Source organism: Caldalkalibacillus salinus, from assembly GCF_016745835.1.
Lineage (GTDB): Bacteria > Bacillota > Bacilli > Caldalkalibacillales > JCM-10596 > Caldalkalibacillus_A > Caldalkalibacillus_A salinus.
On the sequence record NZ_JAERVL010000007.1, the window covers coordinates 64,972 to 91,847 of the forward strand.

23 protein-coding genes are annotated in these 26,876 nt (G+C 45.1%); 7 read left to right on the plus strand and 16 right to left on the minus strand.

All coding sequences use genetic code 11. The features are described from left to right. Nucleotides 1-27: 27 nt before the first annotated feature. The 3 genes from JKM87_RS07665 to JKM87_RS07675 all read right to left on the minus strand — a co-directional run bounded on the left by JKM87_RS07665 (nt 28) and on the right by JKM87_RS07675 (nt 3,448). Entirely contained in the window at nt 28-2,181 is a 2,154-nt protein-coding gene (locus JKM87_RS07665) for a heterodisulfide reductase-related iron-sulfur binding cluster (protein WP_202079693.1), read from the minus strand. 290 nt (nt 2,182-2,471) lie between these two features. After that, nucleotides 2,472-2,954: a thioredoxin family protein gene (locus JKM87_RS07670; protein ID WP_202079695.1), complete on the minus strand. Its 483-nt coding sequence runs from the start codon at nt 2,952-2,954 to the stop codon at nt 2,472-2,474. A 62-nt stretch (nt 2,955-3,016) separates the two neighbouring features. Continuing rightward, nucleotides 3,017-3,448 carry a disulfide oxidoreductase gene (locus JKM87_RS07675; protein ID WP_202079697.1) on the minus strand — a complete coding sequence of 144 codons (432 nt, stop codon included), beginning with the start codon at nt 3,446-3,448 and terminating at the stop codon, nt 3,017-3,019. A gap of 299 nt (nt 3,449-3,747) precedes the next feature. On the opposite strand from JKM87_RS07675, the gene JKM87_RS07680 reads away from it, so the two are divergent. The 4 genes from JKM87_RS07680 (at nt 3,748) to JKM87_RS07695 (ending at nt 6,881) form a co-directional block, all read left to right on the plus strand. Then, nucleotides 3,748-4,092: a helix-turn-helix transcriptional regulator gene (locus JKM87_RS07680; protein ID WP_202079699.1), complete on the plus strand. Its 345-nt coding sequence runs from the start codon at nt 3,748-3,750 to the stop codon at nt 4,090-4,092. Nucleotides 4,093-4,325: 233 nt separating this feature from the next. Then, nucleotides 4,326-5,297 (plus strand): ABC transporter ATP-binding protein, encoded by a 972-nt coding sequence (locus tag JKM87_RS07685; protein WP_202079701.1) that lies wholly within the window; start codon nt 4,326-4,328, stop codon nt 5,295-5,297. Next, nucleotides 5,294-6,094: an ABC transporter permease gene (locus tag JKM87_RS07690; RefSeq protein ID WP_202079703.1), complete on the plus strand. Its 801-nt coding sequence runs from the start codon at nt 5,294-5,296 to the stop codon at nt 6,092-6,094. The genes JKM87_RS07685 and JKM87_RS07690 overlap by 4 nt, the downstream gene beginning before the upstream one ends. A 1-nt stretch (nt 6,095) precedes the next feature. Then, entirely contained in the window at nt 6,096-6,881 is a 786-nt protein-coding gene (locus JKM87_RS07695) for an ABC transporter permease (protein WP_202079705.1), read from the plus strand. Between the two features lie 40 nt (nt 6,882-6,921). Here the strand turns inward: JKM87_RS07695 and JKM87_RS07700 are convergent, their stop codons facing one another. Both JKM87_RS07700 and JKM87_RS07705 read right to left on the minus strand, forming a co-directional pair. Next, on the minus strand, nt 6,922-7,860 hold the full coding sequence (locus JKM87_RS07700) for a 1-aminocyclopropane-1-carboxylate deaminase/D-cysteine desulfhydrase (RefSeq protein WP_202079707.1): 939 nt from the start codon (nt 7,858-7,860) through the stop codon (nt 6,922-6,924). 86 nt (nt 7,861-7,946) lie between these two features. Then, nucleotides 7,947-9,767, minus strand: a complete 1,821-nt coding sequence (locus JKM87_RS07705; protein ID WP_202079709.1) for a putative bifunctional diguanylate cyclase/phosphodiesterase — start codon at nt 9,765-9,767, stop codon at nt 7,947-7,949. A gap of 307 nt (nt 9,768-10,074) precedes the next feature. On the opposite strand from JKM87_RS07705, the gene JKM87_RS07710 reads away from it, so the two are divergent. Next, nucleotides 10,075-10,650, plus strand: coding sequence for a SprT-like domain-containing protein (locus tag JKM87_RS07710; protein WP_202079711.1), 576 nt, complete (start codon nt 10,075-10,077; stop codon nt 10,648-10,650). A 174-nt stretch (nt 10,651-10,824) separates the two neighbouring features. Here JKM87_RS07710 and kamE read toward each other — a convergent pair whose 3' ends face one another. The 7 genes from kamE to JKM87_RS07745 all read right to left on the minus strand — a co-directional run bounded on the left by kamE (nt 10,825) and on the right by JKM87_RS07745 (nt 20,186). Further along, nucleotides 10,825-11,580: a lysine 5,6-aminomutase subunit beta gene (gene kamE / locus JKM87_RS07715; RefSeq protein ID WP_202079714.1), complete on the minus strand. Its 756-nt coding sequence runs from the start codon at nt 11,578-11,580 to the stop codon at nt 10,825-10,827. Then, on the minus strand, nt 11,577-13,154 hold the full coding sequence (kamD, locus tag JKM87_RS07720; RefSeq protein WP_202079717.1) for a lysine 5,6-aminomutase subunit alpha: 1,578 nt from the start codon (nt 13,152-13,154) through the stop codon (nt 11,577-11,579). Before kamD ends, kamE begins: the two co-directional genes overlap by 4 nt. Nucleotides 13,155-13,200: 46 nt before the next feature. Then, the gene (locus tag JKM87_RS07725) at nt 13,201-14,895 is read right to left on the minus strand and encodes a MutS-related protein (RefSeq protein WP_202079719.1); all 1,695 of its coding nucleotides are present in this window, start codon (nt 14,893-14,895) and stop codon (nt 13,201-13,203) included. Between the two features lie 19 nt (nt 14,896-14,914). Then, the gene (kamB, locus tag JKM87_RS07730) at nt 14,915-15,949 is read right to left on the minus strand and encodes a lysine 5,6-aminomutase reactivase subunit KamB (RefSeq protein WP_202079721.1); all 1,035 of its coding nucleotides are present in this window, start codon (nt 15,947-15,949) and stop codon (nt 14,915-14,917) included. Further along, complete coding sequence (kamA, locus tag JKM87_RS07735) at nt 15,949-17,370, minus strand: lysine 2,3-aminomutase (protein WP_202079723.1); 1,422 nt, start codon at nt 17,368-17,370, stop codon at nt 15,949-15,951. Before kamA ends, kamB begins: the two co-directional genes overlap by 1 nt. A gap of 25 nt (nt 17,371-17,395) precedes the next feature. Next, the gene (gene kdd, locus JKM87_RS07740) at nt 17,396-18,454 is read right to left on the minus strand and encodes an L-erythro-3,5-diaminohexanoate dehydrogenase (protein ID WP_202079725.1); all 1,059 of its coding nucleotides are present in this window, start codon (nt 18,452-18,454) and stop codon (nt 17,396-17,398) included. 265 nt (nt 18,455-18,719) lie between these two features. Then, nucleotides 18,720-20,186 carry a sigma-54 interaction domain-containing protein gene (locus tag JKM87_RS07745; protein WP_236838683.1) on the minus strand — a complete coding sequence of 489 codons (1,467 nt, stop codon included), beginning with the start codon at nt 20,184-20,186 and terminating at the stop codon, nt 18,720-18,722. Between the two features lie 217 nt (nt 20,187-20,403). On the opposite strand from JKM87_RS07745, the gene JKM87_RS07750 reads away from it, so the two are divergent. Continuing rightward, complete coding sequence (locus tag JKM87_RS07750) at nt 20,404-21,411, plus strand: hypothetical protein (RefSeq protein WP_202079727.1); 1,008 nt, start codon at nt 20,404-20,406, stop codon at nt 21,409-21,411. Between the two features lie 185 nt (nt 21,412-21,596). On the opposite strand, the gene JKM87_RS07755 is transcribed toward JKM87_RS07750, so the two are convergent. The 3 genes from JKM87_RS07755 to speE are packed head-to-tail and all read right to left on the minus strand — an operon-like array spanning nt 21,597 to nt 23,756. Then, the gene (locus tag JKM87_RS07755) at nt 21,597-22,037 is read right to left on the minus strand and encodes a YwiB family protein (RefSeq protein WP_202079729.1); all 441 of its coding nucleotides are present in this window, start codon (nt 22,035-22,037) and stop codon (nt 21,597-21,599) included. Next, nucleotides 22,030-22,908 carry an agmatinase gene (speB, locus tag JKM87_RS07760; RefSeq protein ID WP_202079731.1) on the minus strand — a complete coding sequence of 293 codons (879 nt, stop codon included), beginning with the start codon at nt 22,906-22,908 and terminating at the stop codon, nt 22,030-22,032. The genes JKM87_RS07755 and speB overlap by 8 nt, the downstream gene beginning before the upstream one ends. Nucleotides 22,909-22,922: 14 nt before the next feature. After that, on the minus strand, nt 22,923-23,756 hold the full coding sequence (gene speE / locus JKM87_RS07765) for a polyamine aminopropyltransferase (RefSeq protein WP_202079733.1): 834 nt from the start codon (nt 23,754-23,756) through the stop codon (nt 22,923-22,925). A 345-nt stretch (nt 23,757-24,101) separates the two neighbouring features. On the opposite strand from speE, the gene JKM87_RS07770 reads away from it, so the two are divergent. Further along, entirely contained in the window at nt 24,102-26,156 is a 2,055-nt protein-coding gene (locus JKM87_RS07770) for a transglycosylase domain-containing protein (protein ID WP_202079735.1), read from the plus strand. A 208-nt stretch (nt 26,157-26,364) separates the two neighbouring features. Here JKM87_RS07770 and JKM87_RS07775 read toward each other — a convergent pair whose 3' ends face one another. After that, on the minus strand, nt 26,365-26,874 hold the full coding sequence (locus tag JKM87_RS07775; protein WP_202079737.1) for a YwgA family protein: 510 nt from the start codon (nt 26,872-26,874) through the stop codon (nt 26,365-26,367). Between the last annotated feature and the right edge of the window lie 2 nt (nt 26,875-26,876).

Consider the following 26,876-nt stretch of genomic DNA (forward strand, 5'->3'; position numbering starts at 1 on the left):
GCTTGTTTTCTCCTCTCTCTTCTTGTATTAATGGGGGACTTTTTCGGTCGACGTTTCAATAGCCGAGAGTAAAATCTCAGCGATGTCCTTCGTTTGTACCGATTCTTCTACTTCTAAGGCCTTGGTACCATCATTCATCATCGTTAAACAGTAAGGACAACCACTACTAATCACGGACGGATTAACCGCTAGCGCTTGCTCTGTACGCTCCAGATTGACGCGTTTGCCCTCCGTTTCTTCAAGCCACATCATACCGCCGCCAGCACCACAGCACATGCCTCTTTCTCTGTTACGTTCCATTTCGACGATATCAACACCGGGAATTGTTTTTAAAATCTCACGTGGTAATTCGTAAATGTTGTTATAACGACCCAAATAACAGGAATCATGGTACGTGATGCGCTCATCAACCGTTTTGCTTGGCTTCAGTCTGCCATCGCGTAAGCACTCAACGATCAACTCGGTATGGTGTAGGACTTCCGCCTCTAAGCCAAATTCAGGATATTCGTTCTTAAGTGTGTTGTACGTATGTGGACAAGCCGTCACAATTTTCTTAACGTCATATTTTTGCAGCGTCTCAATGTTCTCCATACACAATTGTTGGAACAGAAACTCGTTTCCCATGCGTCTGGCCGTATCTCCAGAATTCTTCTCTTCGTTTCCGAGGATGGCAAACTTCACACCGGCCTCGTTCATGAGCTTTGCAAAAGCATGTGCCACCTTTTTGTTGCGGTTATCGAAGCTACCCATAGAACCGACGAACCATAAAACGTCAAATTCTTCTGTTTCCTTCACCGTTGGCACATGGATGTCCTCAAATTGGTCACGCCACTCAATGCGCTCTTTGCGATTGATCCCCCAAGGATTGCTCTGACGTTCAATGTTATTGAAGGTCCGTTGCGCTTCCTGGGACACTTTTCCTTCTGTCAGTACGAGGTAACGACGCATATCAATGATCTTATCGACATGTTCATTCATCACAGGGCACTCATCTTCACAGTTACGACACGTCGTACACGCCCAAATCTCCTCTTCAGTGATGACGTCACCGATTAAGTCAATACTATATTCAAAGTTAGACAGCACTTCTTTCTCCGCTGTGGCAGCGGCCTCGTCATCCCCTGCTTGGCGTACCGCTTGCTTCGCTTGGGCCAACTGATTGCCTTGTGTGTCACTAAAGGCGTACGCTGGCATCCAAGGGGTTCGAGAGGTAATCGCAGCCCCTTTATCCGTTAGATGATCACGAATCTTCGTGATTAAATCCATAGGGGAGAGCATCTTACCTGTACCTGAGGCCGGACACATATTCGTACAGCGCCCACACTCAACGCAGGCGTATAAGTCAACCAACTGCTTTTGGGTGAAGTCCTCTACCTTCCCCACGCCATACTCTTCTAAAGACTCATCCTCGAAATCAATGCTCCTTAGTTTCCCTGGATGCTCCCGTCTCTTCAGGAAAATGTTAATCGGGGCCACGATAAGGTGAAAATGCTTAGACTGTGGTACATAAAGTAAAAAGGCCAGTAATACGACATTGTGCGCCCACCAGAAAACCCAAAACATCACATTCGCTGCCTCAGCACTCATCCAGGAAAAAGCCATGGCCACCATGGATGAAAAAGGGTGATAGCCATTAAAGCCTTGTGCCAGCTCTCCTTGGTGCGACAGCATCACCGCTTCAAAACCTAGGGAAAGTATAACGGTGAGCATCAAGCTAAAGATAAAAATAATGACAAGACTCGCTTTAAAGTTACGTTTTAAGCGTGGCAGCTTCTCTATAAAGCGTCGGTAACCAGCATATCCTACAGCAAGAAGGATGAGGGCCACAGTGATTTCCTGCATCAGGACGAAATAAGGATACGCTGATCCTAATGGCATCCATTCTGGGTTCCTCGTTAAACCCTTACCGATGAGATCAATGGCACCAAACTGTAATATGATAAAACCATAAAACATGAAAAAGTGCATGACCCCACTTTTCTTATCTTTCAATAATTTCTTATGTCCAAACATTTGGACGAGCAACTCATTTAAACGTTCTTTGAAAGCTTGCTTAAAATCCGTTTCCTTCCCTAGCTTGACGAATAAGTAACGACTGTAGACGATATGCACAAAAAGATATAAGGCATACGATAGTACAGCAAAAAAAGCGATTAGGTTAAGTACGGCTAACCATTCCACATTCTCTCCCCCCTACAATAGATCTAGATTTAATCCCTTGAATACTTTACACTGACTGAACGCTCGTTCAATCATATGTCACAAAAAAAGGGATTATAACCTCTCCCTCATATCTATGAAGCGCTTTCATGTTGAAGGGAGAAAAAAGAGAGCGGCTATAATATTCTCTCTTTTTCGTCAATTCAGTTAGTTTTATTATAACAAGACTGTTTGGCCCTGTCATGTATAAAGTTGTCATATTCACATAAAAAAAGCCCATCGTCTCTATGGCGACAGGCTCCCTTGAGGGCTTATTCGTGACTTGTCAAGAAATGACGGTATGTGTCAATCTTATCTGCTTCTTCTCCTTGGGGGATTCCAACAATTCGCTTAACCTCTTCTCCATTGTTGTAATGGATTAGCGTCGGCGTGTACTCTATATCAAAGTCACCCCAGGCATCCTTAAACTCTAGTAAATTCATCAGTTTTAAATCAACGTTTTCCTCTTCAGCTGTAGGGATGAGCAACGGGGATGCTTGTTTACAGTATTCACACGTTGGACTGTAAAAGTATACATAAAGATCTTCTTCAGTACTAAGCGCTTCGTCTAACTCGTCCGGCAAAATCAGATTCTGATACAAGGGATCCTCCAGCTGATTTGCAGTGGCAGGATGAAGGCTTTCTTTGCCGTAAGGGTTTCCTTCTACTTTTGTACTTTGTGAGGCATTATTCACGAAGTACAGAGCTGCAAATAATATACCGATGACGGCGCCAAAAATTACGACTTTCTTCATGGTCATCACTCCTTATACTGTTCAAAAAATAGGCCCGACGCAAACAGGTGAAAGCATAAAAATTAGTGCTTCTCTCTATTAAACCACAGGTAAAAATGAATCACCGTGATGATACTGAATGCGACAAGCGCTAAGAAAGGGATCGTAATAAAACCGAACCAATTAATATATTCAGTGGTACAGGGGACAATCCCACAAGCTTGATCAGGGTTTGTGAATAAGGTTGTTTTCTGCATCAAATAATGATAGAGAGAAATCATAAAACCTATTAAACTTAAAGGCCAAATATAAATGGCAATACGAGTGTCGTTCTTAGCGACTGCAACCGCTAATATTAGGACTAACGGATACATGACAATGCGCTGATACCAACATAACGTGCACGGTATAAACTGCCACACTTCCGAAAAAAACAGACTACCTAAGGTTGAAACCAAAGCCACAACCCAACTGATGAGTAGTGCGTTCTCTGTCATTTTGTCTTTCCCATTCATGATTATCAACTCTTTCAATTTATGCCTTGCATTACCCACATGATATAACGTGCCATACACATATAAAAATACTGATCATTAATCATAGGGGGCAAGGACATGCTTATTACATTGTACTGATAATCCTTTATACGAATCAAGTCTTTTGAATGGGAGCAGGCAAAAGTCAGCCATCCTTTTTTGGTGATAAGATGACAATCACACAGTGATAGCCCAGTATTACCAATTCTTTAAGCTATACAAAAGAGCTGTCGTCTCGGTATAATAGATATTAAATAACATTTGTGGGGGAGGCGCACATGGACCAAGAATTAACACCACAAGAATTGGATGCCCTTCGTTCACTGGCTAAAAAATTTCCACGCAAAGGCATTCGCAAACGTCGGTTTCGTCGGCCTAAAACATGGACCATCGCTAATCGTTTTTTATACGGACTGATGTTTGTCTATGACTTAAAATGTGCCGATTTGGCTGAAGCGGTCGGCGTGAGTGAACGTACCGTTAATGCCTGGGTATTTGAAGGGCGAATACCAAGCGATGAAAATAAGGAAAAAGTGGCCCAAGTCTTAGACTGTTCTGTTCACATCTTATTTAACGCAGAGGATATTAAAAAAGAGTTGAGAAAAAGCGAAGAAAGCGAATAGACTATGGGTCATATTAATTTATCGTGTCAATATGTCGTATTGTATAGTGGGTATTGATCCGAACACAAAGACATTGTGAACATAATCATACGAGTGATAAGTCCTAACAAATACATTTGTTGGGACTTTGTTTGTGCGCGGGTACTATTGTGGCTGTCTTGAGCTTCATATTAAACTTGTGGTGATTAATCATGTTATAGTAAGTAGCGGACCAATGATTTGGGGGAGTCAACATGCAAAGAATAAAAGCAAAAGGATTAACAAAAACGTTCAAGGTTCACCGAAGTCGTCCAGGCCTAAAAGGGGCTTTCAGGGACTTATTTAACCGTGAATATCGTACCATACAAGCGGTACATGACGTTGATCTCGATATAAAAGCAGGCGAAATGGTTGGTTATATTGGAGAGAACGGCGCCGGTAAATCAACAACGATTAAAATGTTAACGGGTATTCTCATGCCAACTGCTGGAGAACTAGAGGTCAATGGTATGATGCCCTATAAAAACCGTGAAGCTTTTGTGCGTACCATCGGGGTTGTCTTTGGTCAACGTAGTCAGCTGTGGTGGGATATTGCTGTGCAAGAATCTTTTAATCTATTAAAAAAGGTATACAGAGTGGAAGATGATCGCCATCTGAACCATATGATTGAGGTGCTTGGGGTGGGAGATTTCCTTGAGCAGCCTGTACGTAAGCTCAGTCTAGGTCAGCGTATGAGATGTGAGCTGATCGCGGCCCTTATCCATAATCCACCTCTCGTCTTCCTAGATGAACCGACCATCGGATTAGATGTCTTAGTGAAACTTAAAATTAGAGAGTTTCTCAAAGAAATGAATCGGGAGTATGGCACCACCATTATGTTGACCACACACGACATGTCAGATATTGAAGCGTTGTGTCAGCGTGTCGTCGTCTTAGACAAAGGTACGGTCATATACGATGGTCAACTACAAACTTTGAGAGAGAATTGGGGCGAAGGTAAAACGGCTCATATCGAGTTCGCAAAACCGGTCCAACCTGAAGCCCTACCGAAACAGTGGACTTGGGAGTCTAAGAATGCCGTTCAGTATAGTGCACTACTCAACGGGACAACTGTGTCAGAATTTCTGCAACACATGTCCCAGTTTGAAATTAAGGATTTATCTATCGACGAGACGAGTACAGAACAAATTATCAAAAAGATTTACGAAGAGGGCGTGACTTCATGAGTGCTTATCGTATGTATGTCGAAATGATTCGCATTCGCTTCCTCATGATGCTCGCCTATCGCGTCAATTACTACAGCGGCATTATTATCTATGCCATTAACATCGGTGCCTATTACTTTTTATGGATGGCCATCTATGGCCAACAGGAATCACTTGGAGGGCTATCTCCGACACAAATGACCACGTATATCGCTGTAGCATGGATGGCCCGTGCCTTTTATTTTAACAATATTGATCGAGAAATGGCGCTTGAAATAAAAGAGGGGCGTGTCGCCATCGAGCTCATTAGACCCTATCATTATTTGATGATGAAAATGATGCAAGCCCTTGGTGAAGGTATATTCCGTTTTTCCTTTTTCTCCATACCGGGTATGGTTGTGGTCTCTTTTATATTTCCAATTGTCTTGCCGATGGAGGCCAGCACCTTTGCTCTCTACTTACTCAGCTTGACGCTGGCGTTTGTGATCAATACTCAGATTAACTTAATCACAGGTGTGCTCACGTTTTTCTTTTTCAATAACGACGGTTTGATGCAGACCAAACGTGTGGTCGTTGATCTATTCTCCGGCCTGCTCATCCCGATTGCACTCTATCCGGAATGGGCCATTAAAATTTTAGAGTATCTTCCCTTCCAGGCCATTGCGTATCTCCCAGCCATGATATTTACAGGGGGCGTGAGTGGGAACGAGATCTATCAAGCCTTATTCTTACAACTGTTCTGGGTTGTCGTCCTGATCGTGCCTATACAGTTATTATGGAAAAAAGCGAAACAAAGCATGATTATACAAGGAGGATAGTATGGGGAATATTGATGTATTTTGGAATTATATTAAACAGTACTTTAAATCGAGACTCATATACCGCATGGATTTTGTCAACGAGATTTTCTCCGATCTGTGTATGCAAGCGGTCAGCCTGATTTTTATCCTCGTTGTTTTCCAACACACACCTGCTATGGCCGGCTGGACAAAGGAGGAAGTGATTTTCATCTATGGCTATTTTCTCGTGCCATTCTCTATATTTCAAACGTTTTTTAACTTATGGGATTTTAACGAGAGATACATCATTAAGGGAGAAATGGACCGTGTCCTCACGCGGCCGCTTCATAATTTAGCCCAGATTGTGCTTGAACGCACGCAGCCAGAGTCCTTATTCGGCATCATGACGGGTATGTTTATTATGGGATATGCGGCCGTTCAGCTTGATTTAAGCTTTGCTTGGTACGATCCTCTCATTTTTATTGTGCTCGTGTTAGGCAGTGTGGGGATTTACGCTGGCGTCTATGTGGCCATAGCTTCAATCGGTTTTTATTCAGACTCCCGTACCGGAATTGCTCCGATGATCTTTAACATCCAGAATTACGGGCGTTATCCGTTAGATGTCTATAACAAAGCGATTCGTTTCATCCTGACGTGGATTTTACCTTTCGCCTATGTCGGGATGTACCCTTCGGCGTACTTTTTGGAGCGTAAGATGTGGTACGTGTACACCTTCGCCACACCGTTTGTGGGTGGATTCGTGTTTATCTTGGGCATTGCCATTTGGAATTTTGGTGTGAAACAGTACAGAGGGGCGGGGTCTTAAGTCTTGGCCTTTACTCCTAGAAATCAATAAGGGAGGGTGATCAGGTCCATTTATCTGCTGCGGCTAGCAATCCTGCTGCCCCTCCCGTATGCCAGAATAACACTTTGTCCTTCGGTTTTATGAGTCCTCTGTGTACATAATCTATTAATCCTGCCATCGCTTTACCCGTGTAGACATGATCTAAGATAATGGCTTCTGACTGCGCCATGCGGTCGATCGCTTGCTGTGCCTCTGTGGTCAGCTTGCCATAGCCTCTACCGAGATACGCATCATCAATCATGACATCATCGATGTGCCATTGGGGCTCTAAACCTTTGATACAGTCTCGTACTCGACTGGTGATATCCTCACGTTTTAACCAGGGGCTGATGCCTAAAAGTTTTGTCCTGTGTCTAGCACGGTGCTTTGCAATGTACAGACCTGCATACGTTCCACCTGAACCGGCCGTAACAACAATCCAATCAAAGTCATGCTCTCCAAGCTCCTCGTATGCATCAATATACCCTCGTGTGCCTAAAGGGTTTGATCCGCCAATGGGAATAAGGTAAGGCTTCCTCCCATCCTGCTTAAGTTCGTCGTACGTTGAGAATAGGGCCGCCTCCATTTGCTCGGGAGTGTACGCGCCGCTAAAGCGAATCTCCGCCCCTACTCGTTCATCTAGAAATAAGTTGGCCTGCTTCTTCTCTGGTTCTCGACCCGCAAACACAAGCACAGCGTTTAAACCGGCCTGAGCCGCTAAGGCAGCCGTTGCTTTACAATGATTAGACTGAGGACCGCCTGTGGTTAGCACTGTATCCGCCCCTCGATCGATGGCGTCAGCTAGAATGTACTCTAATTTCCTGATTTTATTCCCACCTGTAGCAATATCACCGGTGAGATCATCACGCTTGATCCACAAATCGATGCCAAGTTCATCACTCATGCGGCTAAGAGGATGCATCGGCGTCGGTGTAAAGCTGAGCGAAAGCTTGTGCGGCATATGAACCCCTCCATTCCGGTTACTCCTTTTATCTCACAGATTACTATTCGTTACCATGGCGCATTACACTAGGTCTTAATGATTGACTATTCTTTTCTCGTACGCCATGTAGAGACCAAACGCTCCGCTTGTAAAGCGGGGACGGGTGTACCGAATAGAAAACCTTGGTAGTATTCACACTGTAAGTCTTGTAGCACTTGCCACTGTGCTTCGTTCTCTACCCCTTCGGCTAGAACTGTAAAATTCAAAGATTGACTGATGTCGATAATCGAGCGACAAATACTTAAGCTATAATGATCTTCTAGGATGTCTTTCACAAAGGTACGGTCAATTTTGACAATATCAATCGGATATTCCTTCAAATAACTGAGGGATGAATAGCCTGTACCGAAGTCATCTAAGGCGACCCTAACGCCCAGTTCTTTCATATGCTGTAAGACTGTCATCGCCGACTCAACGCCATACAGACTAATGCTTTCGGTAATTTCAAAACCTATGCGCGAGGGATCTACGCCCGTCTGTTCGATGATTTTTTTAACCCTCGGTACAAAATCATAGTGTACAAGCTGATAAGCGGACAGATTAATCATCATGTGGAAAGCGTACCCCGCTTCCTGCCATGTCTTCATCTGGGTACACGCTTCTTCAAGCACCCAATACCCGATAGGGATAATCAAGCCTGTATCCTCAATTAAAGGTATAAAGGTGCGAGGCGGAATCATGCCTTCACCGTTAGGCTGCCATCTCACTAACGCCTCCCACCCTACTAGTTCGCCCTTTCCGTTAACCTGAGGTTGGTAGAATAACTGAAATTCATCTTTCTCTAGGGCACGATGTAGTTTTTTCTCCAAGTTTAAAAAAGCGGACGCATGGACTTGTAGAATAGGCGTGTAGAACTTGTACGTGTGACCGAAGTCTTTTTTCGCTTGGTTTAAAGCCCAATCTGCGTTTTGTATGAGCTTTCTCTCATCATGGCCATCCACAGGATAAACACTAATGCCCATGCTCACATTCACAAAATACTCGTTATCTTCATCCGTTAAGGGTTCCTTCATAACGGTAATGAGCTGAACGGCCCTCATCTCAAGCTGCTCTTTGGTCTCAATTTGTGTCATGAGGCATGAGAATTTGTCACCTCCAACGCGTGACAGCACCTCCCCTTCAAGCAGTTGAGATTGTATACGAGCGGCAATCAAGCACAGTAATCGGTCTCCTACTTCATAACCTTCGACTTCATTGATCTTTTGGAAACGATCGAGGTCAATAGATAACACAGCTAATAAATCAGTGTCCTCCTCAGCTTTGGACACGGCCTGTTTGACTTGTTCATTAAAATGGTTCCGATTCGGTAGGCCCGTAAGTGCATCGTAGTATGCCAAGCGTTTAATTTTATCCTCGTATACCTTTCGTTCGAGCTCCATAGAAGCTCGGGCAGCGAAGATATGCTGTACGGATTTCAGTGTAGACAGGTTGGCGAAGGCCTCATGATGAAGAAGAACGAGGAGGCCCACTAGGTGTTGGTCACGATTGAATAATGGGTACCCTGAATAAGCGTGCTCCCCCCCCATACGTTCATGTGGCAATGCCACACCTTGCTCTACGTAGTGAGGCACGCCAGTAGCGAACACTTGCTCACAAGGTGCCCCCTGAAGAGGATAGGTGATGTTCTCCTGTACATGGCCCCGATGAGCGAGAGCCACAGTTTTAATCTCCTGGTGTCCGACTTCTCCTTCCATGATTTGTCCAATGTAAGCCCAATCTACATCAAGCTGCTCCGTTAGCGTTAATGTAAGGGACTGAAAGAAAGCATCGCCAGACTGTAAATAAACGGCCTGTTGTATATTTTCTATGACTTTCTCCAGTCTTGGCTTTATCCTTTCTTTCGCGTTCGGTAAGTGCTTCTCCATTATTATCCCTTCTCCTTCTTATACCATGGAAAAAGAAGCCTATCTTATACCCAAAGAATGATAGGCTTCTTCCTCTTACAACGCCTAAGAAAGATACAATCTTTCGCGGCTCGTTGCCATGCCACAACTAGTCGGACGCTTCTTTGGATTATAACGTACCATTTATTTCTACCTTAATAGGGTGTCTATCCATTATACTCTTCGTATCCTTTTCTCTATTTCATAAGGGCTTAGCCTTCATTTTTGCTCCGTAAAGCTTTAAAATGGTAGTGGTAAAATAAACGACTTGAAGCTAAGGTGATTAATCATGAAACATCAAACAGACTTACGCCACATTGATGATGACCCAGCAAAACTGCAAAGCTTAGCGGACAAGTTATCTCAGCACTTCTGGGAAAAGCCCTGCTCAGTTCCTGTAACCTGGAATGGTCGACTTCAAAAGTCTATGGGACGCTTTCTATTTACAGCTCATGGTAAAAAAAAGACGCCAATCCGGATCGAGCTGAGTAAACACGCTGCACACTTTATTACACGAGAGATTTTTATTGCGGTCCTCCTTCATGAGCTTTGCCATTACCATTTGTTTATCCAAAATAAACCTTATGAAGATCATCACCCTGTCTTTGAGAAAGAACTGAGGCGTGTGGGGGCCATCTCCACAAACTCCGTTCAAATCCCTCAAAAGGGTTTCGATCTATACTGTTCTCAATGTCAAGGCAAGCTAGGGACGAGAAAAAGGTTCAACACCCAAAAGTACCTCAGTGGCTGTTGCAAAGCAAAAGTGATTAAGGAAGACACGTTGATTGGCTCTTTTCAGTACAGCGGTCAAATATTACGTCATAGTAAAATTAATTTTCTCAATGACTCACAATCAAATGACTGAATGAGGGTCGAAGGACTCATCCTAATAAAGGGTCATATAGAACAAAATATTTATATTAAAACATTCGCTCTAGTCTAGATTTTTCCTCTTTTATTTGACAAATTCATATATTTCTACCCCAAACGATGACAAAAAAAGACACCGTTTTTGGTGTCGAGTGTCGAATTGACATGATTAGGTGTGTCTACTAAGGAGCTCGTGGACGATAAAGGAAGCCACGTCCGGTGCGAGTGAGCCAGGCCCAAATCCCGCATCAAAGCCTAGCTCTAACGCCATTTCATGGTTGATTCTAGGGCCGCCACAGATCAGGATAAAACGCTCTCTCATGTTCTCTGCTTCAAGCAGCTCAACGAGTTCCGTTAAGTTCTTGATGTGGGACCCCTTTTGGGTGACCACTTGGGAGACAAGCAGTGCATCAGCATCCCGTTCGATCGCCTTGGCAATGAGTGTTTCATTGGGAATTTGACTTCCCATGTTTAAGGCGTCTATCTCCGGATAACGTTCTAAACCGTATTCACCGTTGTAACCTTTCATATTCATAATCGCGTCTATGCCTACCGTGTGCGCGTCTGTACCGGTACAGGCCCCAATGACCACTACTTTACGTCCTATCTTTTCTTTTATCAATGCGTTGATGTCTTTGTAATTCATCGTCGTCGATTCAACTTTGGGTACATGGATAGAAGTAAAGTCGATGTACTGTAGAAACTGACCATATACAATATAATAGCTAAAGCCCTCACCTAAGTCTTTGGCGTCATACACTTGTACGTCTTGTAAGCCCATCTTCTGTGCCAGCTGCCGTGCCGCCTCTTTTCCTTCTTCACCGTAAGGGACAGGTAAGGAGAAGCTCAGTTGTATCATGCCATCATTGAACGTATCACCGTAAGCCGTTACTCTGGATAAATCCATTTTTTCTAAGATACTCATTGTCTTACCCCTCTAAGCTCAGATAATTTTAGACGTGAACGTAGCTCATCCTCAAAAGGATTAGCATAATCAGGAGATTTCAGAAAAACACCAGACAACCCTCTCCCACCGTCCCGTGGTCGTTTGACATCAGCAAATTTCCCTTCTTCTAATGTCTCGAATAATCCGCGTTGGGCCATCTCTTCTAACAACTGTACGGCTTGATCTAGGACGTCATGAGCCCGCTGCTCTATTTTGCCACCAGGCTTGAACGTGATTTCATCGGAAAGGTGACGCATATTGTTAAAAATATATTGGGCATTCTCAATCGCAAGCTGACGATCATGCATATGCGGCGTGTGCATCGCTTCAGTCATCATCCCTAGAAGCTGGACCCCTTGGTTCGTCATGATGGAGACCACGTTAAATAGAGCGTCTTGTATATGACCTTTGAAAATGTTACCCGTCATATGCTTCGTCGGTGGCATATATTTCAACGGCGCCTCAGGGAATATTTGCCGTGCCATTTGCGCTTGGGCCAGTTCGAGTAAGAAACCATCCTTTATATCGGGGCTCATCTCGAAAGCGTGGCCGAGGCCAAGCTGTTGGGATGGTAAACCGGAGTAATAAGCAAACTGTTCGTTCATGAATTGTGACGCCAATACGGTATGAGCAGCTTCAACGGCATCGGCTGTCGTGAGGTAGTTGTCCTCTCCTGTATTAATCATAATCCCGGCATAAGCATTGATCATACGCGAAAAGTATTGGTCAACTAAGGTGCGCTGCATGTTAATATCTCGAAAAAGGATCCCGTATAACGCGTCATTTAACATCACGTCCAACCGTTCAAACGCACCTGCCACCGCAATTTCAGGCATGCATAAACCTGAGCAATAGTTACAAAGTCGAATATAGCGGCCGACTTCTTCACCGACATCATCTAGGGCCTCACGCATCGCTTTAAAGTTTGCTTGAGTGGCGTAGGTACCCCCATACCCTTCTCGGGTGATGCCATAGGGAACATAATCGAGTAGGCTTTGTCCTGTGGAACGGATGACCGCAACGATATCCGCTCCTTGGCGCGCAGCCACCCTCGCTTGGCGAATATCTTCATAAATATCACCCGTGGCGACGATCACATAGAGATAAGGCTGTTGCCCTTCCCCCAAAGTTTGAATGAATTGATCTCGTTCCTCTCGTTTGCCCTGAATGATGTCGAGTTGCTTTTTCACCCATCGTGTCGATTCCTGCTCATAACGCTCGGGGGCGGGTTGAGGTATGTTCGCAAGTGAAAGCTCACCCTGAGCCACCGCCTCTGCTATCTCTTGTGGTGTTTTATGATAAGCCATACAAGCTTTCATAATGGGGGTGAATGCACCTCCCTCTAGCATTCCTGAAGATTGTAGTTGCTCGACGATGATATTAACGTACGGAATATCGTCATACACACCATCGATCCCAAGGAGGCGTAACACTGTCCGTTCTGTTGCCACGGTTGATCGTTGACTGATAAACTGGTCCATTGACTGAGCGATGTTTTGGGCCGCCTCACGCGCTCTGTTTATCTTATGAGTATCTAAGTTTAAACACCCCATTGACCCTCCTCCTTCCTTTCACAAGATAATCTATTTTTGACTCATACTATTTGAGTTTGCGAGTGTCCTTGGTAAGGTACTTGGTAAGGTACGCCTCCGCTTTTGAGACAATATCTCGATGTAAACCTAAGCGTTCTGCCACTCGAATGGCGTAATCCTCAGGGGCATCATTCTCTCGTAAGGTCAATGTATAGGAAAATTTCCCTTTATCAGTAGGGCTCTTGACTTGGTAGTGTACGGCTGTTTCTATTGCCGTTACCTGAGAAAAATGCGTGATTAAGAGTGAAAAGCAGGTTTTATTCTGGGCAAGATATTCTGCTACGGCGTACGCTAACGCTTCCCCCTCTCTCGGATTCGTTCCTTTCATCAGTTCGTCTAGTAGCAGGAGGTCACTTCCTTGGCTTAAAGCATCAGTGAGACGGGTAATTTCAGCCCCGAATGTACTCAAGCCATGCTCATGTGTTTGGTGGTCACCCGCAATGATCGTCAATCGTTGAAACAATGGACATTGCACTTGCTTTGCCGGGACAGGTAGGCCGTATTGCGCTGCAGTAATAAGAGAAGCCGTCGTTTTCAGCGCCATACTTTTGCCCCCCATATTAGAGCCGGTCAGTGTCGTTAGCCCTTTATGCAGCGTAAGAGAAATCGGTACGTATGGCGTTTGGCCCCCTTCCCGTTGTAAACGCTGAAATAAGGGCAGGAAGGTCCCTTGTTCTATAGATATCTTGTTCTGTGTGATGACGGGCCAGCATACCTCAGTTTCTTGAGACAGTTGTTGGTATAAACGTCCTTTAGCCCACCGCCAATCCCATTCGGCTATCCACTTTATCCATGTCTCTACAGTTGATGTCATGGGCCGTAACCGGTTGGCGAGCCGCCGTAACACGGCCTGCTCTAACGCCTGTATATCTGCTTCTATCTGCGCTATTTGTTGCTGAAGGTTTACGATGTCGTCCGCTTCTAACAGCTGAAAAACAGTTTCAAAAGGGGTCTCCCGTACCCTTTGCAGGCTAGGATGTTGATCACATTGCTTACACCATTCTTTATGGTCAGACGGAATGTACACATAATCACCATTCACATGCCATGACCTTCCTCCACTTAACGTTTGTAACACACTCTCTTTAAAGGTCTCACGACGCTGTAACAAGGTCTGTTGGAGATGCAAGAGGTGTTCTCTCTCTTCTCTTAGTTGCATGGAAAGCGTATCAAGTTGAAAAGCCCTTTCTTCGGTCCCCAGTGCTTGTAACCAGCCTTTGATCTTCTCGTTGGCCAGTCGGATGTCTTGGAGGTGATTCCGGAGCGTCTGTTTGGCCTGAGCCTCTATTAATAGGTGTCGCTCCGTTTCTGCGATGCTGTCAGGCTTGATTTGCGTGATATAGTCAAGAATGGTACGCGCGTCCCATAACCATTGCTTAAAGTTGTACCAGTCCTCCACAGACCCTGAGCTGCCTTTATTAATGAGGGCGAGAAAATGGGTGATATCCCTGAGGCCTTGTAGCGCATCGACCATACGCTGATCATGGTGGTCTGGGAGATATGGGACGCTACACTGCGTCAAAAAAAGCTCATACTCCCAAGCCTCTATTTTACTGTCATCATGAGATGAACCTGTGTGATGATCAGAAAAGGCGTTGTAAACAGTCTGTTGAAACATCCTCCCTACATGTGATAGAGGCTGGCACCGACGCCAATACCATAAAAACTCAATCCATTCCTGCGTCCACTGATCCATCTTCATGCTTAGACCTCCTGTCTGTCTATAAAACTTGGGCGCGCTTGACATCGATGGTCGGAAGATGACCGGCCACCGCTTTCATTTCATGGAGCCAAACGTCTGCTTGGGCCTCTATTTGCATTGAAAATGGACTCACAGTGAGGGCCAGAACCTCACTCCTCTTTTTGACGAATATGTCCCCTCCGGCACGATACCAGTGCCGCATGCTGCTCATCGTTAAAAAATTACGCGATGGCTCCTCCATGAGCCAGGAAAATGGGGGATCGTGATGCTTGAAAGCGGTGACCAGTCGTTCTGTCCATGCGCCGGGTATATAGAGGGCTTCTGTTTGACGATCCACTTGCCGTCTGATGTCATCGCTATGTCCTAACGCTGAAGCGTAAGAGGTGATGGACCAGGGTTTCCCTTTTTGTTTGAACGCTACTTTTTTTGCGGATGGCTGAGGCCCTTGCCACTCCGGTATCGTCCACTTCATAACCACCTCACGTGTTTTTTCCCGTGCCTGCTGCAAGTCAGGCGATACGGCTGCCCCCGTACAGAGAAAGAAGCCGTCGGCCACCCGCTTTTGACTTGAGGCTATCCTGTCATACGCCCCGTCAACAAAGATATAATCGATATGGAGCCCTAGCGACTCACATACCTCTTGCGCATGGCGTAAGTCCTCATTATGGTGGGTCCCCCCTAATTTTACGTATCCGGCTTGAATACACTGTAAAAGGTAGACCGGTCCGGCTGGTGATGTGGGCTTCAGTTCTTTTAACACCTTAAATTTAGCTGAGGAGGCCGAGGCTAATCCTTGAGCTGTAGCCACATAATGCCCTGTAGAGATATAGATGCGAGGCTTCTGGTGATGGTCCCACACGTCTTTTTGCTCCCCATCCACTCCAATACTGGTGATGAGGATGCGTTTATGACGTTGAGACGCTTCTGCAATGAGCTGATTAAGCACTGTGGTCTTACCCACATTCTTTGCTAGGCCTACAACTGCAATCCGTCTCATACCGGAGGGGATGTGGGGAAGGAGAATAGCCCTTCCCTCAACTTCTTGCCCCGTCATTAGGCGCCACTCTTTTCCTCTTCTTCCGGAGTATCCTCAGGCTGTTTCTTATCCTCTTGCGCTTTTTTCTCATAATTGGAGATCAGTTTCTCTTTCATTTGATCCCGTTTATCTCTGCGATCCTTCAGACTTTCTCTTCCGGCCTCTTCGTACGTCTCCCTTTTCTTCATGCGTTGTAAGCCTTTGGGCACGAGGTTGAATTCTGTCTCATCCATAATGGCACTCACGCCAACTGATCGCTCATCTGATGGCCCGTAAACGTCATCAAAATAGGCGTCCGCTTGACCTGGGGTGTAGTGCTCCGGTTCAGGGTAAGAGGTGATCACGCCTTCAAAGTTACGCAAAACAACTTTATCTGCTGAGTGTGACACGATATAGTTCGGCGCCACAGGGATCTTACCGCCTCCGCCGGGTGCGTCTACTACAAAGGTGGGAACGGCATAACCTGACGTATGTCCACGAAGCCCTTCCATGATTTCTAGGCCTTTTGAAATTGGAGCTCTAAAGTGCCCAATACCTTCAGATAAATCACATTGGTAGATATAGTACGGGCGTATTCTCGTCATCACGAGGTCATGCATCAGCTTTTTCATGATGCGTACACTATCATTAATCCCCGCCAAAATCACGGCCTGGTTGCCAACGGGCACCCCGCTATTCACGAGCATTTCACACGCCTTTTTCGCTTCGGGGGTTAGTTCTAGGGAATGGTTAAAGTGCGTATTCAGCCACACCGGATGGTATTTTTTCAAAATGTTACATAGATTCTCAGTGATGCGCTGAGGGAAGACCACGGGTGCGCGTGTTCCTATACGGATAATTTCCACATGTTCAATCTCTCTTAAATTGCGAAGAATATATTCTAAAATTCTATCGTTGATCAATAAGCCGTCGCCGCCTGAGATCAGGACATCACGCACCTCAGGTGTGCGGCGTATATAGTCAATGGCACCGTCCAATTGTTTCTTGGGTACCCCCATGCCTACCTGACCGGAGAAACGGCGCCGTGTACAGTAACGGCAGTACATGGAGCATTGGTTGGTTACAAGAAAGAGTACACGATCAGGATAACGGTGTGTCAGTCCTGGTACCGGTGAATCTTCATCTTCGTGCAAAGGGTCTTCTAGGTCGTAAGGGGTTTTGTCAATCTCAGATGATATCGGCACTGATTGCATTCGGATAGGACACCTAGGGTCATCCGGGTCCATAATAGAAGCGTAGTAAGGTGTGATGTTCAAGGGGATGGTCTTCATGGACACGCGTACCCCTTCTTCTTCTTCAGGGGTCAGGTTAATGACTTGCTTCAGGTCTTCTACAGTGCGTATGGTGTTCGTTAATTGCCACATCCAATCGTTCCACTGTTCATCCGTGACATCCTTCCACATCTCTACTTCTTTCCAATGTCTGATGGTCCTTGGCATACGATCATCATCCTCTCACTCATTTTTAGTCAGTCGTCTCACGATTAAAGGCCGATGGTGCATAAGTCTCTAATAAAACTTGCTTCATCTGCGGATGTTCTCTGATGAGCTCAAGTGTCAGTTCCGCATGACCGCTAGCATAACCATTACCCATCATGAGTTTAATATCTTTGCCTACGCCTTCGGCGCCTAAAGCAGCCGCTGTAAAGGAAGTGGCCATACTGAAGAAATAAGCCGTTCCACCGTCCTTGGTACATAGGATGGACGACATCTCCGTTTGGTCCACATTCACGCAGTTAATGACGACATCTGCCAGTCTTTCAGCCGTTTCATCCACCACCTTTTCATACACTTGAAGACTATCTCTGGCATCACCCTGCCACACGGTATCCGCGATGCCCAGCTTTTGCACTGTCTCGACTTGGGCTGAATCGTACTCCAAGGCCAGCACCTTACCAGTGCGACCTGCGCTCTTTTGCGCTTGATACGTACTTAGTAGCCCTGATTTCCCTCCAGCGCCAAGCACCAGGACAGTGTCACCCGTTTGAACAAGACGTTCAACTTGGGCGGGGGCCCCGCATACGTCTAATAAAGCTAGACTTAACGGGTCGAGCAAGTCTGACGGTAGCTTCGCTAACGGGCTGGACTCAAATAAAATGGCGTAGCCTCGCACGTGTATTTGACCCGTACGCAGGTTCATATCGACAATCTCATCGATGTGTAGCGGCGTTAATGTGAGTGACACGAGGGAGGCGACACGGTCCCCAATGTCCCACCGGTGGGGATACGACGCGCCTCTTTCCTGCACTTTTCCAATCAGCATACCGCCTGAACCCGTCACTGGATTGTGTAATTTGCCACGAGTTTGAATAAGGTTCATCACATTCTGTTTCAATTGCGATTCGTCGCCCTGCGCCTCTTCCTTAAGTTGTTTGAAGGAAGCAGAATCCACATTGAGTGCTTCCACGTCAATGAGGAGCTCATTATCGTAAAGCGGCAGGCGTGTATCCAGTTTCCACGCCGGTTGAGGTAATACGTTTTGAGGTTCAATGCTGCGATGACTGCCAAAAGGGTGACCCTGCATGCACGTTCCTCCTTCATATTGACTTTGTTAATGCTATTGCAATTCTCATGCCAACAAAAAAATACGAAGCGTCGCACGGCGGTAAAATGCGGTCAGCCTCGTATTTTCCTGGTTCTATGTCAAGTTAATTTAAAGTTATAATGGCTTTGATATTTTATTTTTTTGTTAAAAAGTGCCCAAATACCGGCACATGGCTCTTTTTATCGAGCGACTTTTTTCCAACATCTCCTTTACTTTGAATATAGGGAGGAAACGACTTCCCATCCTATATGAGGCCGTATTTTTTTATTTTATACTGTAAGGTCTGACGCGGGACCGAAAGCAGATGGGCTGCCCGCTTGATATTACCGTTCGTTTCTTCTAGTGCTTTTTGTATCCAATATTTTTCCTCGGCTTCGAGATGTTCTTGTAAGGAGGGAATGTTAAAGGCATCCTCTTCTCTCTGTGGCTCATCTGTTACGATGGTAACCATACGCGGGGGACGAGGTGCCGATATTTTGTCTTGGTCCATTCCACCCCACTGCCGTTGAAGACTATCTGGAAAGTGGTGTGTTTCTAGATATGACTCGTCGGCCATATGAATCGCCGCCTCTAAGGCATGTTCAAGCTCTCTTACATTCCCTGGCCAGTCATATTGTTGGAAGCATGTTTGGGCCTTGGGTGAAAGCCTTACCTTTTCCTTTTGGCGTTGACAGAACGACTCAATAAAGTAGGAGGTCAGCAACGGAATATCCGCTTTTCTCTCTCTCAAAGGGGTCAGATACAGCGACATAACGTGAATCCGATAGAATAGATCTGCACGTAAACGACCCTCTTTGACCGCTTCCCACGGATCCTCATTCATAGCAACCACGATCCTTACATTAACAGCTACCGGTTTGTTCCCCCCTACAGGGCGTACGTACCCTTCTTGTAATACACGGAGGAGCTTCGCTTGTAATTCCATAGGCATCGCATTTAACTCATCTAGAAATAACGTTCCTTCATTCGCTAATTCAAACAGCCCTTTGCGGTCCATGGCACCAGTGAATGACCCTTTTTTTGTCCCAAATAGTAGGCTTTCAAGAAGTGTCGATGGTAGGGCTGCACAATTTTGGGCAATAAATGGGTTTTCTTTGCGTGGGGATGCTTGGTGTAGGGATTGGGCGATAATCTCTTTACCTGTGCCTGTTTCGCCATAGACGAGTACAGGTGCCGAACTTTCGGCCATCTTGAGGACATTTTTTTTCATGTCTAACATCACGGGGTCTTGGGTGATGAAATGCTCAATGTGAAAGGTACATCCCCCTTTTTGCAGCGCAGCATTGGATTGTTTCGTTCTTTGGAAAATCTGGGCTTGGAGATCGAGTACTCTTTCAGACAATCCTTTGATTTTGGATATATCTTTGGCCACCTCTAAGGCACCGACCCGTTTACCATCGACGTGTATGGGCAGGGTTGTATTAATTGTTTCGACCCGTTTGCCCTTAAGATTGGTATACGATTGCGGTTCGTTTACGATCGATTCACCCGTTTTGATCACCTGTAGCAGTGTACTCGTGTGCTCATTTAAGGAAGGGAAAATATCTAAAACATGTTTGCCGATCACTTCCTCTTCCGTTAACCCGTCAAGCTGAGCCACCACGTGGTTATAATAAATGGTTTTTCCTTCAGCATTAATGACGTGAATCCCTTCATCAATAGAGGACAGAATGGCGCGTAACATTTCTGGAGAATTGATCCATTGTCCCATCGCTCCACCTCCCATCGGTGCGTTTGAAAATGATTTGACGGTAACGCTCTCAACATTCACCTATATGTGAGCCATGATGCTCAAAATTCGTCACTTATTGATTACAACGTCAGGAAGCAAAATCCTTTAAAATATTGCCATTATTTTGTACATTTGATACAGTCTCATTGAAGTTACATTCTGATACATCACACTAAATAAGAGGAGAAGATCTCGTTTGAAGAAAGCATTTGTTTTATTCATCGTTTTTACTTTACCCTTTGTTTCTCTTCCTGTTAGGGACATTGAGGCCTCCAATCACAGTCGTCCCTGGGTGAGCCATGCATGGAAAATAATAAGCAAAACAGGTGACTGGTGGTTTGATACAAGACCAAAAACACAGAATGGGCCAAATGCTGACCTTTTTTCCTCAGGTAGCCTGATGTTCAACTCTAACCAACATGGCCCTCTCGCTAGGCATGATGTTGAAATCCAGAGTGTCCAGTCCGAGTCTATTGAAGCTTTTGCTCAAACGAGTGCGGTGAACTGGCCAGGGAATATAACGATTATCATCTCAGACCCTGATAACAACGATGTGGTAAGTCAGACTGTAACGAGTCATGAGTTTGTCTATCACGAGCCCGATAAGTTAGGGAGCTACACGGTACGCTACGTTCAAAACCATAGAGAAACCTGGGATGCCCAATTATATCACTGGCACTCTCATAAAGAAGATGGTCAGCCATGCGCACCTCATGGAGAGTGTGTGAGTCCCGATGGGCTTACACTAAAGGAAGTGGACGATGGTAAATTTTATATTGTGCCATCAGAATTCCATATGAATGCACGAAACACGCAGAATTTCGGGAGAAGCATGACTTTATCAACGCTACAAGAACAAAATTATGATCAAGCGCTCGGCGCACACGTCAGGTATTTTAAGAACTTTGATATTGGTGATGACGTTATCTTTGAAGATATGATCTTGGACATCACGTATGATCCTGGAAGTGATGAGACGCGATTTGCATTTGAAGATAGACTTGGCGGTATCTCAGAATATCCTTTCAAAGGTGACTTAAGACAACGTTATGATGTGGGTCAAACACTGAAACTGGCCTTCACAGTCGTGAGTGAATATGATAGCGAGCCGTTTGAAGTCTTGAATTATATCAAGTATGGTTTAGACAATGATGGAGAGGCACCAGAAATAGACGATTATTTAGTTGATAACAGTCGCAAATGAGTAAGTGGAGGATATGAAGCGGTTGAAAAGTTAAGAAAGTGTTATTCGACTTGTGTCAATTAAAAAGCCAAGAACTCCCGCCTTACTTGGGATTCCTGGCTTATTTTTTATTGGTAATAGCTTAAGAAAATTTCACAGAGTTAGGTCGATCCCTCTAAATGTGGCTTATACATGTGATTGTACGCTTATTGTTTGTGGATACGGATATCCAAGGTGAGATGGTCAATGAAGGCGTTATTCATCTTTAAATCATAGCCTAGAGTCAGTTGCCCCGTATCTTCGTTCCAATTAAAGGTCAGCTTTGTCGTCTTGGTTTCCATAGGCATCATTCCGTAAGGGGTGTGGTAGCGCCCTTCCGTTGTTTTTCCTTTCACGTAGGTGTGGTTCATCTGTACGGTCCCGTGTCGGATTAATTTGATCTCTTCACCTTTGATTTTTAATGTGGTATGTGTGGGCTGATCCTCACCCTCGTCTCCAATCTGTTCTTCATAACGCAGGATATATTCTTGATCACCGTCATGGTAAAGGTAACCTTGGCGCTGTGTTTGCGTATCTTTGGTCTTATTTTCCTTTGAGATGGTCGTTACGTCGATCAGGACTTCAATCTTGGCAAACGGTTTAGCCATGCCTAACCCATCCTAACAGTATTTCGCGTACGAGCTTGGCAGCGACGATTTGCGTTTGCTCTGAAGGGTCGTACACGGGCGCTACTTCTACAACGTCAGCCCCGACAACCTGAATATCAGACTGAGCCATAAACACGATCGATTCGAGAAGCTCTTTGGAGGTGATGCCACCCGGTTCGGCGGTGCCTGTCCCTGGGGCCGCTGCAGGGTCGAGTACATCAATATCGATTGTCACATAAACGGGGCGCCCAGCTAAGGAAGGTAATATCTTTTTTAACGGTTCTAGCACGTCAAACTTGTACAGGTGCATCCCCGACTCACGAGCATATTGGAATTCCTCTTGCATACCTGAGCGAATCCCGAAGGAGTACACGTTCTCTGGCCCTAGGAGGTCACACGCTTTTCTGATCGGTGTCGCATGAGACAAAGGCTCACCCTCGTAATCTGAGCGTAAATCTGTATGCGCATCAATATGAATAATCGCGAGATCATCGTGCTTCTTGTACATTTCTTGAATCACGGGCCAGGTCACAAGGTGCTCCCCTCCGAGCCCTAAAGGGAACTTGTCATCTGACACGACTTTTCTGACATAATCGGAAATGAGAGATAAACTACGCTCTGGATTACCAAAGGCAAGGGGGATGTCTCCGGCATCAAAATATCTGACTGAATCTAGGTTGCGGTCAAGATAAGGACTATATTCCTCTAGCACGAGGGAAACCTCGCGTATACGTGCTGGGCCAAAACGTGACCCTGGCCGAAAGCTAGCGGTATAATCCATCGGCATGCCGTAGATCACCGCTTCACTGGAGGCATAATCTTCCTGACTGGCTATAAAGACGTTTCCGGAATAAGCTTCATCAAATTTCATTTTCAGGGTTCCTCCTATCTATCCTCCGTCAAGTCCTTGACGAATTTGGGCAAAGCAAACGCTGCATGGTGTATTTCTGGGGTGTAGTATTGGGTCTCTATATCTGGAATATCACTGATATTGACCGCTAGCGGATCATGTTTCTTAGATCCTAAGGTAAACGTCCACAAGCCACTCGGATACGTTGGAATGTTACACGTGTATAGTCGCGTAATAGGGAAAATCGCTTTGACGTCTCCAAAGACTTGTCTGATTAAATGGTCATGGAACCAGGGATTGTCCGTCTGGGCCACAAAAATACCCTCTGCCGTTAAGGCATCGTATATCCCTTGATAAAAACCTTTCTCAAACAGCTTCGCCGCTGGACCTACGGGTTCAGTGGAATCAACCATAATCACGTCATACTCATCTTTATGGTCATGAATATGCATAAAGCCGTCAGCTACTTGTACGTCGACTCGGGGGTCCTCTAGTTGACCAGCAATCTGAGGAAGATACTTTTTAGAGTACTCGATCACTTTGCCATCAATCTCGACGAGTACGGCTTTTTCAACTGTCGGGTGCTTCAGAATCTCCCGGATGGCACCCCCGTCTCCTCCGCCGACCACTAACACTTTCTTTGGGTGGGGATGGGTGAACAGGGGCACGTGGGCCACCATTTCATGATAGACAAACTCGTCCATCTCAGTTGTCATGACCATGCCATCTAAAACAAGCATATTGCCAAATTGCTCCGTCTCAATCATATCAAGCTTTTGAAAATCTGTTTGTTCTGTATGTAAACTTTGTTTAACTTTACTCGTAATCCCATGTGTAGGTGTTTGCTTCTCTGTAAACCATAGTTCCATACTCACTCACCTCTTTTTCTATTCCTAGCGTACCCTTTGTCTTAAAAGTTAAAAACGAGTCAAGAGTCCCCGTGTTGCTACACTTTGAACTTCCATTCATTTTTAATGGTTTAACTGAACATATCTATTATTTATGATGACTTTACCTCATCTGCAAGCCAAGGTAGATGTGAAGCCATTGCAACACACAAATTATAACCAAACATGATGAAAATGCAAGAGAAAAATTCTGGCCTGCCCACTATCATCTCGCTTATAGCATTTTTTTATTGTTGCCACATTTAGTATAAAAAGCTTGCACACAACCGATACTGCTTAACAGATGAGATAGTGGGGGTGTTGTGATTGGAAGTCATACAAGAATCTAGATTTGTTCTATTTGTACGTCGATTGACACGTCTATTATTTATGATGTGTTTACTTTCGTTAGCTCTTATTATGTTATCCATTCTCGGGTTGCTCTATCTGCGTTCCCAGCCTTTACCCCCGGTGACGATTCATGAGAATACCACGATATACGCTGAAGATGGTAAAGTCATAGACACTGTGAACAGAGGACAGAACCGTACTTATGTCCCTATGGATGATGTTCCTATGGAAGTGGTACAAGCAGCACTCGCGGTGGAAGACCAACGCTTCTATCAGCATTATGGGATTGATTTCCGGCGGGTAGCAGGGGCGATGCTGGTCAACATCAAGCAAGGGGCGTTAGCAGAGGGCGCCAGTACGATTACGCAACAGCTAGCGAGAAATTTATATCTGACACACGACAAAACGTGGATGCGCAAAATTAAAGAAGCCATTTACGCCTTACAATTAGAGATGCATTATTCCAAGTCTCAAATCCTAGAGCGATATTTGAATCAGATTTACTTTGGTCACTCCGCGTATGGCGTCGAGTCAGCCTCTCGCTTATTTTTTGGAAAACACGTCAGTGAACTAAGCTTAGCGGAGAGCGCCATGCTAGTGGGTATACCGAAAGGTCCTCGTTATTATTCCCCTTTTCTCAATGAGGACAATGCGCGGGATAGACAGCATCTTATCCTTAATCTCATGTTTCAGCAAGGATTCATTACTGAACAGAAGATGAAAGAAGCCTTAGCAGAGGAAATGACGATATTAGATCCTGACGCTTATGCCAATCGTACGGCCGAAATGGCACCATACTTCACCGACTACGTGCGTAAACTTGCCGTACAACGGTACGGCATAGAAGAGGAAATGTTTGATCATGGTGGTCTCAGCATTTATACAACCTTGGACCCGGCGATGCAAGAAGCAGCTGAGGAGATTGTGGAAGAACAACTCCCGGAGGATCGGCCCTTACAAACCGCTTTATACGCGATGGACCCACGTAATGGACATATTAAAGCAATGGTGGGGGGAAAAGATCATACAACGTCACAGTATAACCGCGTATTCGCTGCCCGTCATCCAGGGTCTTCGATTAAACCTTTCCTCTATTATGCTGCCTTAGAGCAAGGCATGACACCATTGACGCTCATGAAGAGTGAACCGACGACCTTTACTTACGATGATGGCCGGCGAACGTATACACCACAGAATTTTAATAATGTATACCCTAACGATTATATTACGATGGAGAGAGCTATCGCTAAATCAGACAACATATATGCCGTTAAAACCATGATGTTCTTAGGAGAAGAGATGATGGTCGATACGCTACACCGCTTTGGTATAGAACGTCCATTCCAGCCACTGCCTTCCTTAGCTTTAGGGGCTCAAAATGTGACTTTGGCTGAGATGGTAAGAGGGTACGGCGCATTAGCCAACGAAGGGAAACTAACAGAACCGGTTGCCATCCTTAGAATAGAAGATCGCCATGGTGAAGTACTTGTGAACGAGGAACCGGAAGAAACTCAGGTCCTCGATCCTGGCCAGACGTTTATTCTTAATCGCATGCTAAGAAGTGTATTTGAACCGGGGGGTACAGGACACCGTGTATCCAGTTTATTAGATCGTCCCGTAGCTGGGAAAACGGGATCAACCGACACTGACTCATGGATGATTGGACACGCTCCGCAACTTGTGACCGGTGTATGGGTGGGATATGATCAGAACGAATTTATTAATCATAACAATGATGGGAGAATAGCAGCTCAAATATGGGCCACTTTTATGGAGGAAGCATTGAAGGAAGACATGCCAGCCCTGTTTCCCGTCCCTGACGGTGTTGTCGGCGCCTATGTCAACCCGGATAACGGCATGTTAGCGACAGAACATTGTCCGGTCACACGTCTTCTGTATTTCAAGGAAGGGACGGAACCGACTGAGTACTGCCATGACCATCTCCCAAATCCTGATACGGCACCAAAGCCTGTAGAAGTTGAAGAGCCCTCCTCCTTCTGGCAAAAGATTAAACAGTGGTGGGAGCATTAAAACATGAAGATAGATTAGATTACACTTAAAAAATGGACTGTCCCTTTATTGATTTGTTTAAAGGGTATAGGCAAAGAACGCAAAAAGGTAGGGAAGCTTCCCTACCTTTTTGCTGTCCTAGTATATGTACCTCATGTACAGACTCTATTTTACTGCTTTCCCGTGCGATAGACAATACGCGTTTTCCTCGTCACAAAAAGTTCACACTTTAGTTTTGAGGGACAAGGCTTTTGAGATGGCTGATAAATGCATTCGCTTTTTCTAGTTCCTCTACACTATAGTTCTGTTTACTTTTGACACGCTGGACTTTCTCTGTTAAATGGTCGCCTTGAAGCTTATCGAAATATAACATCGTGGAGACCAATTCTAAAAACCTAGAACTCTCTTGGTTAAGAGTATCGACAAACGATTCGTAGGCTAGCATGTCCGTGGGATAGTGTTCAAGGTACTCTTTCCCCTTCCCACTCAGCTCATACTTATACTGCGTATATCCGCTTTTGGTTTCTTTTACTTCCTGAATGAATCCTAAGTTATACAACTCTTCAATCTGTAAACTCAGTTCCTCAGAATAAGGTCCATAAAAATGGAAATTAAACCTTTCTTGAAAATCATATTTAAATTTCTTGGAAATATAAACAATCTTTTGTAGTTTTTTCCTTCCAGTCACCTGACCAGCAGTCTGAAACAAATACAATAGCTTTGCATGTTCTTTCAGCATAT

Bases quoted from the DNA above. Each gene is read 5' to 3' on its own strand.
- kamB (WP_202079721.1), bottom strand. From the start codon at position 15,949: ATGACGGGGCAAGAAGTTGAGGGAAGGGCTATTCTCCTTCCCCACATC.
- kdd (WP_202079725.1), bottom strand. From the start codon at position 18,454: ATGCAGGGTCACCCTTTTGGCAGTCATCGCAGCATTGAACCTCAAAAC.
- speB (WP_202079731.1), bottom strand. From the start codon at position 22,908: ATGAAATTTGATGAAGCTTATTCCGGAAACGTCTTTATAGCCAGTCAG.
- JKM87_RS07675 (WP_202079697.1), bottom strand. From the start codon at position 3,448: ATGAATGGGAAAGACAAAATGACAGAGAACGCACTACTCATCAGTTGG.
- JKM87_RS07700 (WP_202079707.1), bottom strand. From the start codon at position 7,860: ATGCCGCACAAGCTTTCGCTCAGCTTTACACCGACGCCGATGCATCCT.
- JKM87_RS07695 (WP_202079705.1), top strand. From the start codon at position 6,096: ATGGGGAATATTGATGTATTTTGGAATTATATTAAACAGTACTTTAAA.
- JKM87_RS07710 (WP_202079711.1), top strand. From the start codon at position 10,075: ATGAAACATCAAACAGACTTACGCCACATTGATGATGACCCAGCAAAA.
- JKM87_RS07725 (WP_202079719.1), bottom strand. From the start codon at position 14,895: ATGAAGATGGATCAGTGGACGCAGGAATGGATTGAGTTTTTATGGTAT.
- JKM87_RS07775 (WP_202079737.1), bottom strand. From the start codon at position 26,874: ATGCTGAAAGAACATGCAAAGCTATTGTATTTGTTTCAGACTGCTGGT.
- JKM87_RS07680 (WP_202079699.1), top strand. From the start codon at position 3,748: ATGGACCAAGAATTAACACCACAAGAATTGGATGCCCTTCGTTCACTG.
- JKM87_RS07690 (WP_202079703.1), top strand. From the start codon at position 5,294: ATGAGTGCTTATCGTATGTATGTCGAAATGATTCGCATTCGCTTCCTC.
- speE (WP_202079733.1), bottom strand. From the start codon at position 23,756: ATGGAACTATGGTTTACAGAGAAGCAAACACCTACACATGGGATTACG.
- kamE (WP_202079714.1), bottom strand. From the start codon at position 11,580: ATGAGTATCTTAGAAAAAATGGATTTATCCAGAGTAACGGCTTACGGT.
- kamD (WP_202079717.1), bottom strand. From the start codon at position 13,154: ATGGGGTGTTTAAACTTAGATACTCATAAGATAAACAGAGCGCGTGAG.
- kamA (WP_202079723.1), bottom strand. From the start codon at position 17,370: ATGCCAAGGACCATCAGACATTGGAAAGAAGTAGAGATGTGGAAGGAT.
- JKM87_RS07705 (WP_202079709.1), bottom strand. From the start codon at position 9,767: ATGGAGAAGCACTTACCGAACGCGAAAGAAAGGATAAAGCCAAGACTG.
- JKM87_RS07670 (WP_202079695.1), bottom strand. From the start codon at position 2,954: ATGAAGAAAGTCGTAATTTTTGGCGCCGTCATCGGTATATTATTTGCA.
- JKM87_RS07745 (WP_236838683.1), bottom strand. From the start codon at position 20,186: ATGGGACAATGGATCAATTCTCCAGAAATGTTACGCGCCATTCTGTCC.
- JKM87_RS07755 (WP_202079729.1), bottom strand. From the start codon at position 22,037: ATGGCTAAACCGTTTGCCAAGATTGAAGTCCTGATCGACGTAACGACC.
- JKM87_RS07685 (WP_202079701.1), top strand. From the start codon at position 4,326: ATGCAAAGAATAAAAGCAAAAGGATTAACAAAAACGTTCAAGGTTCAC.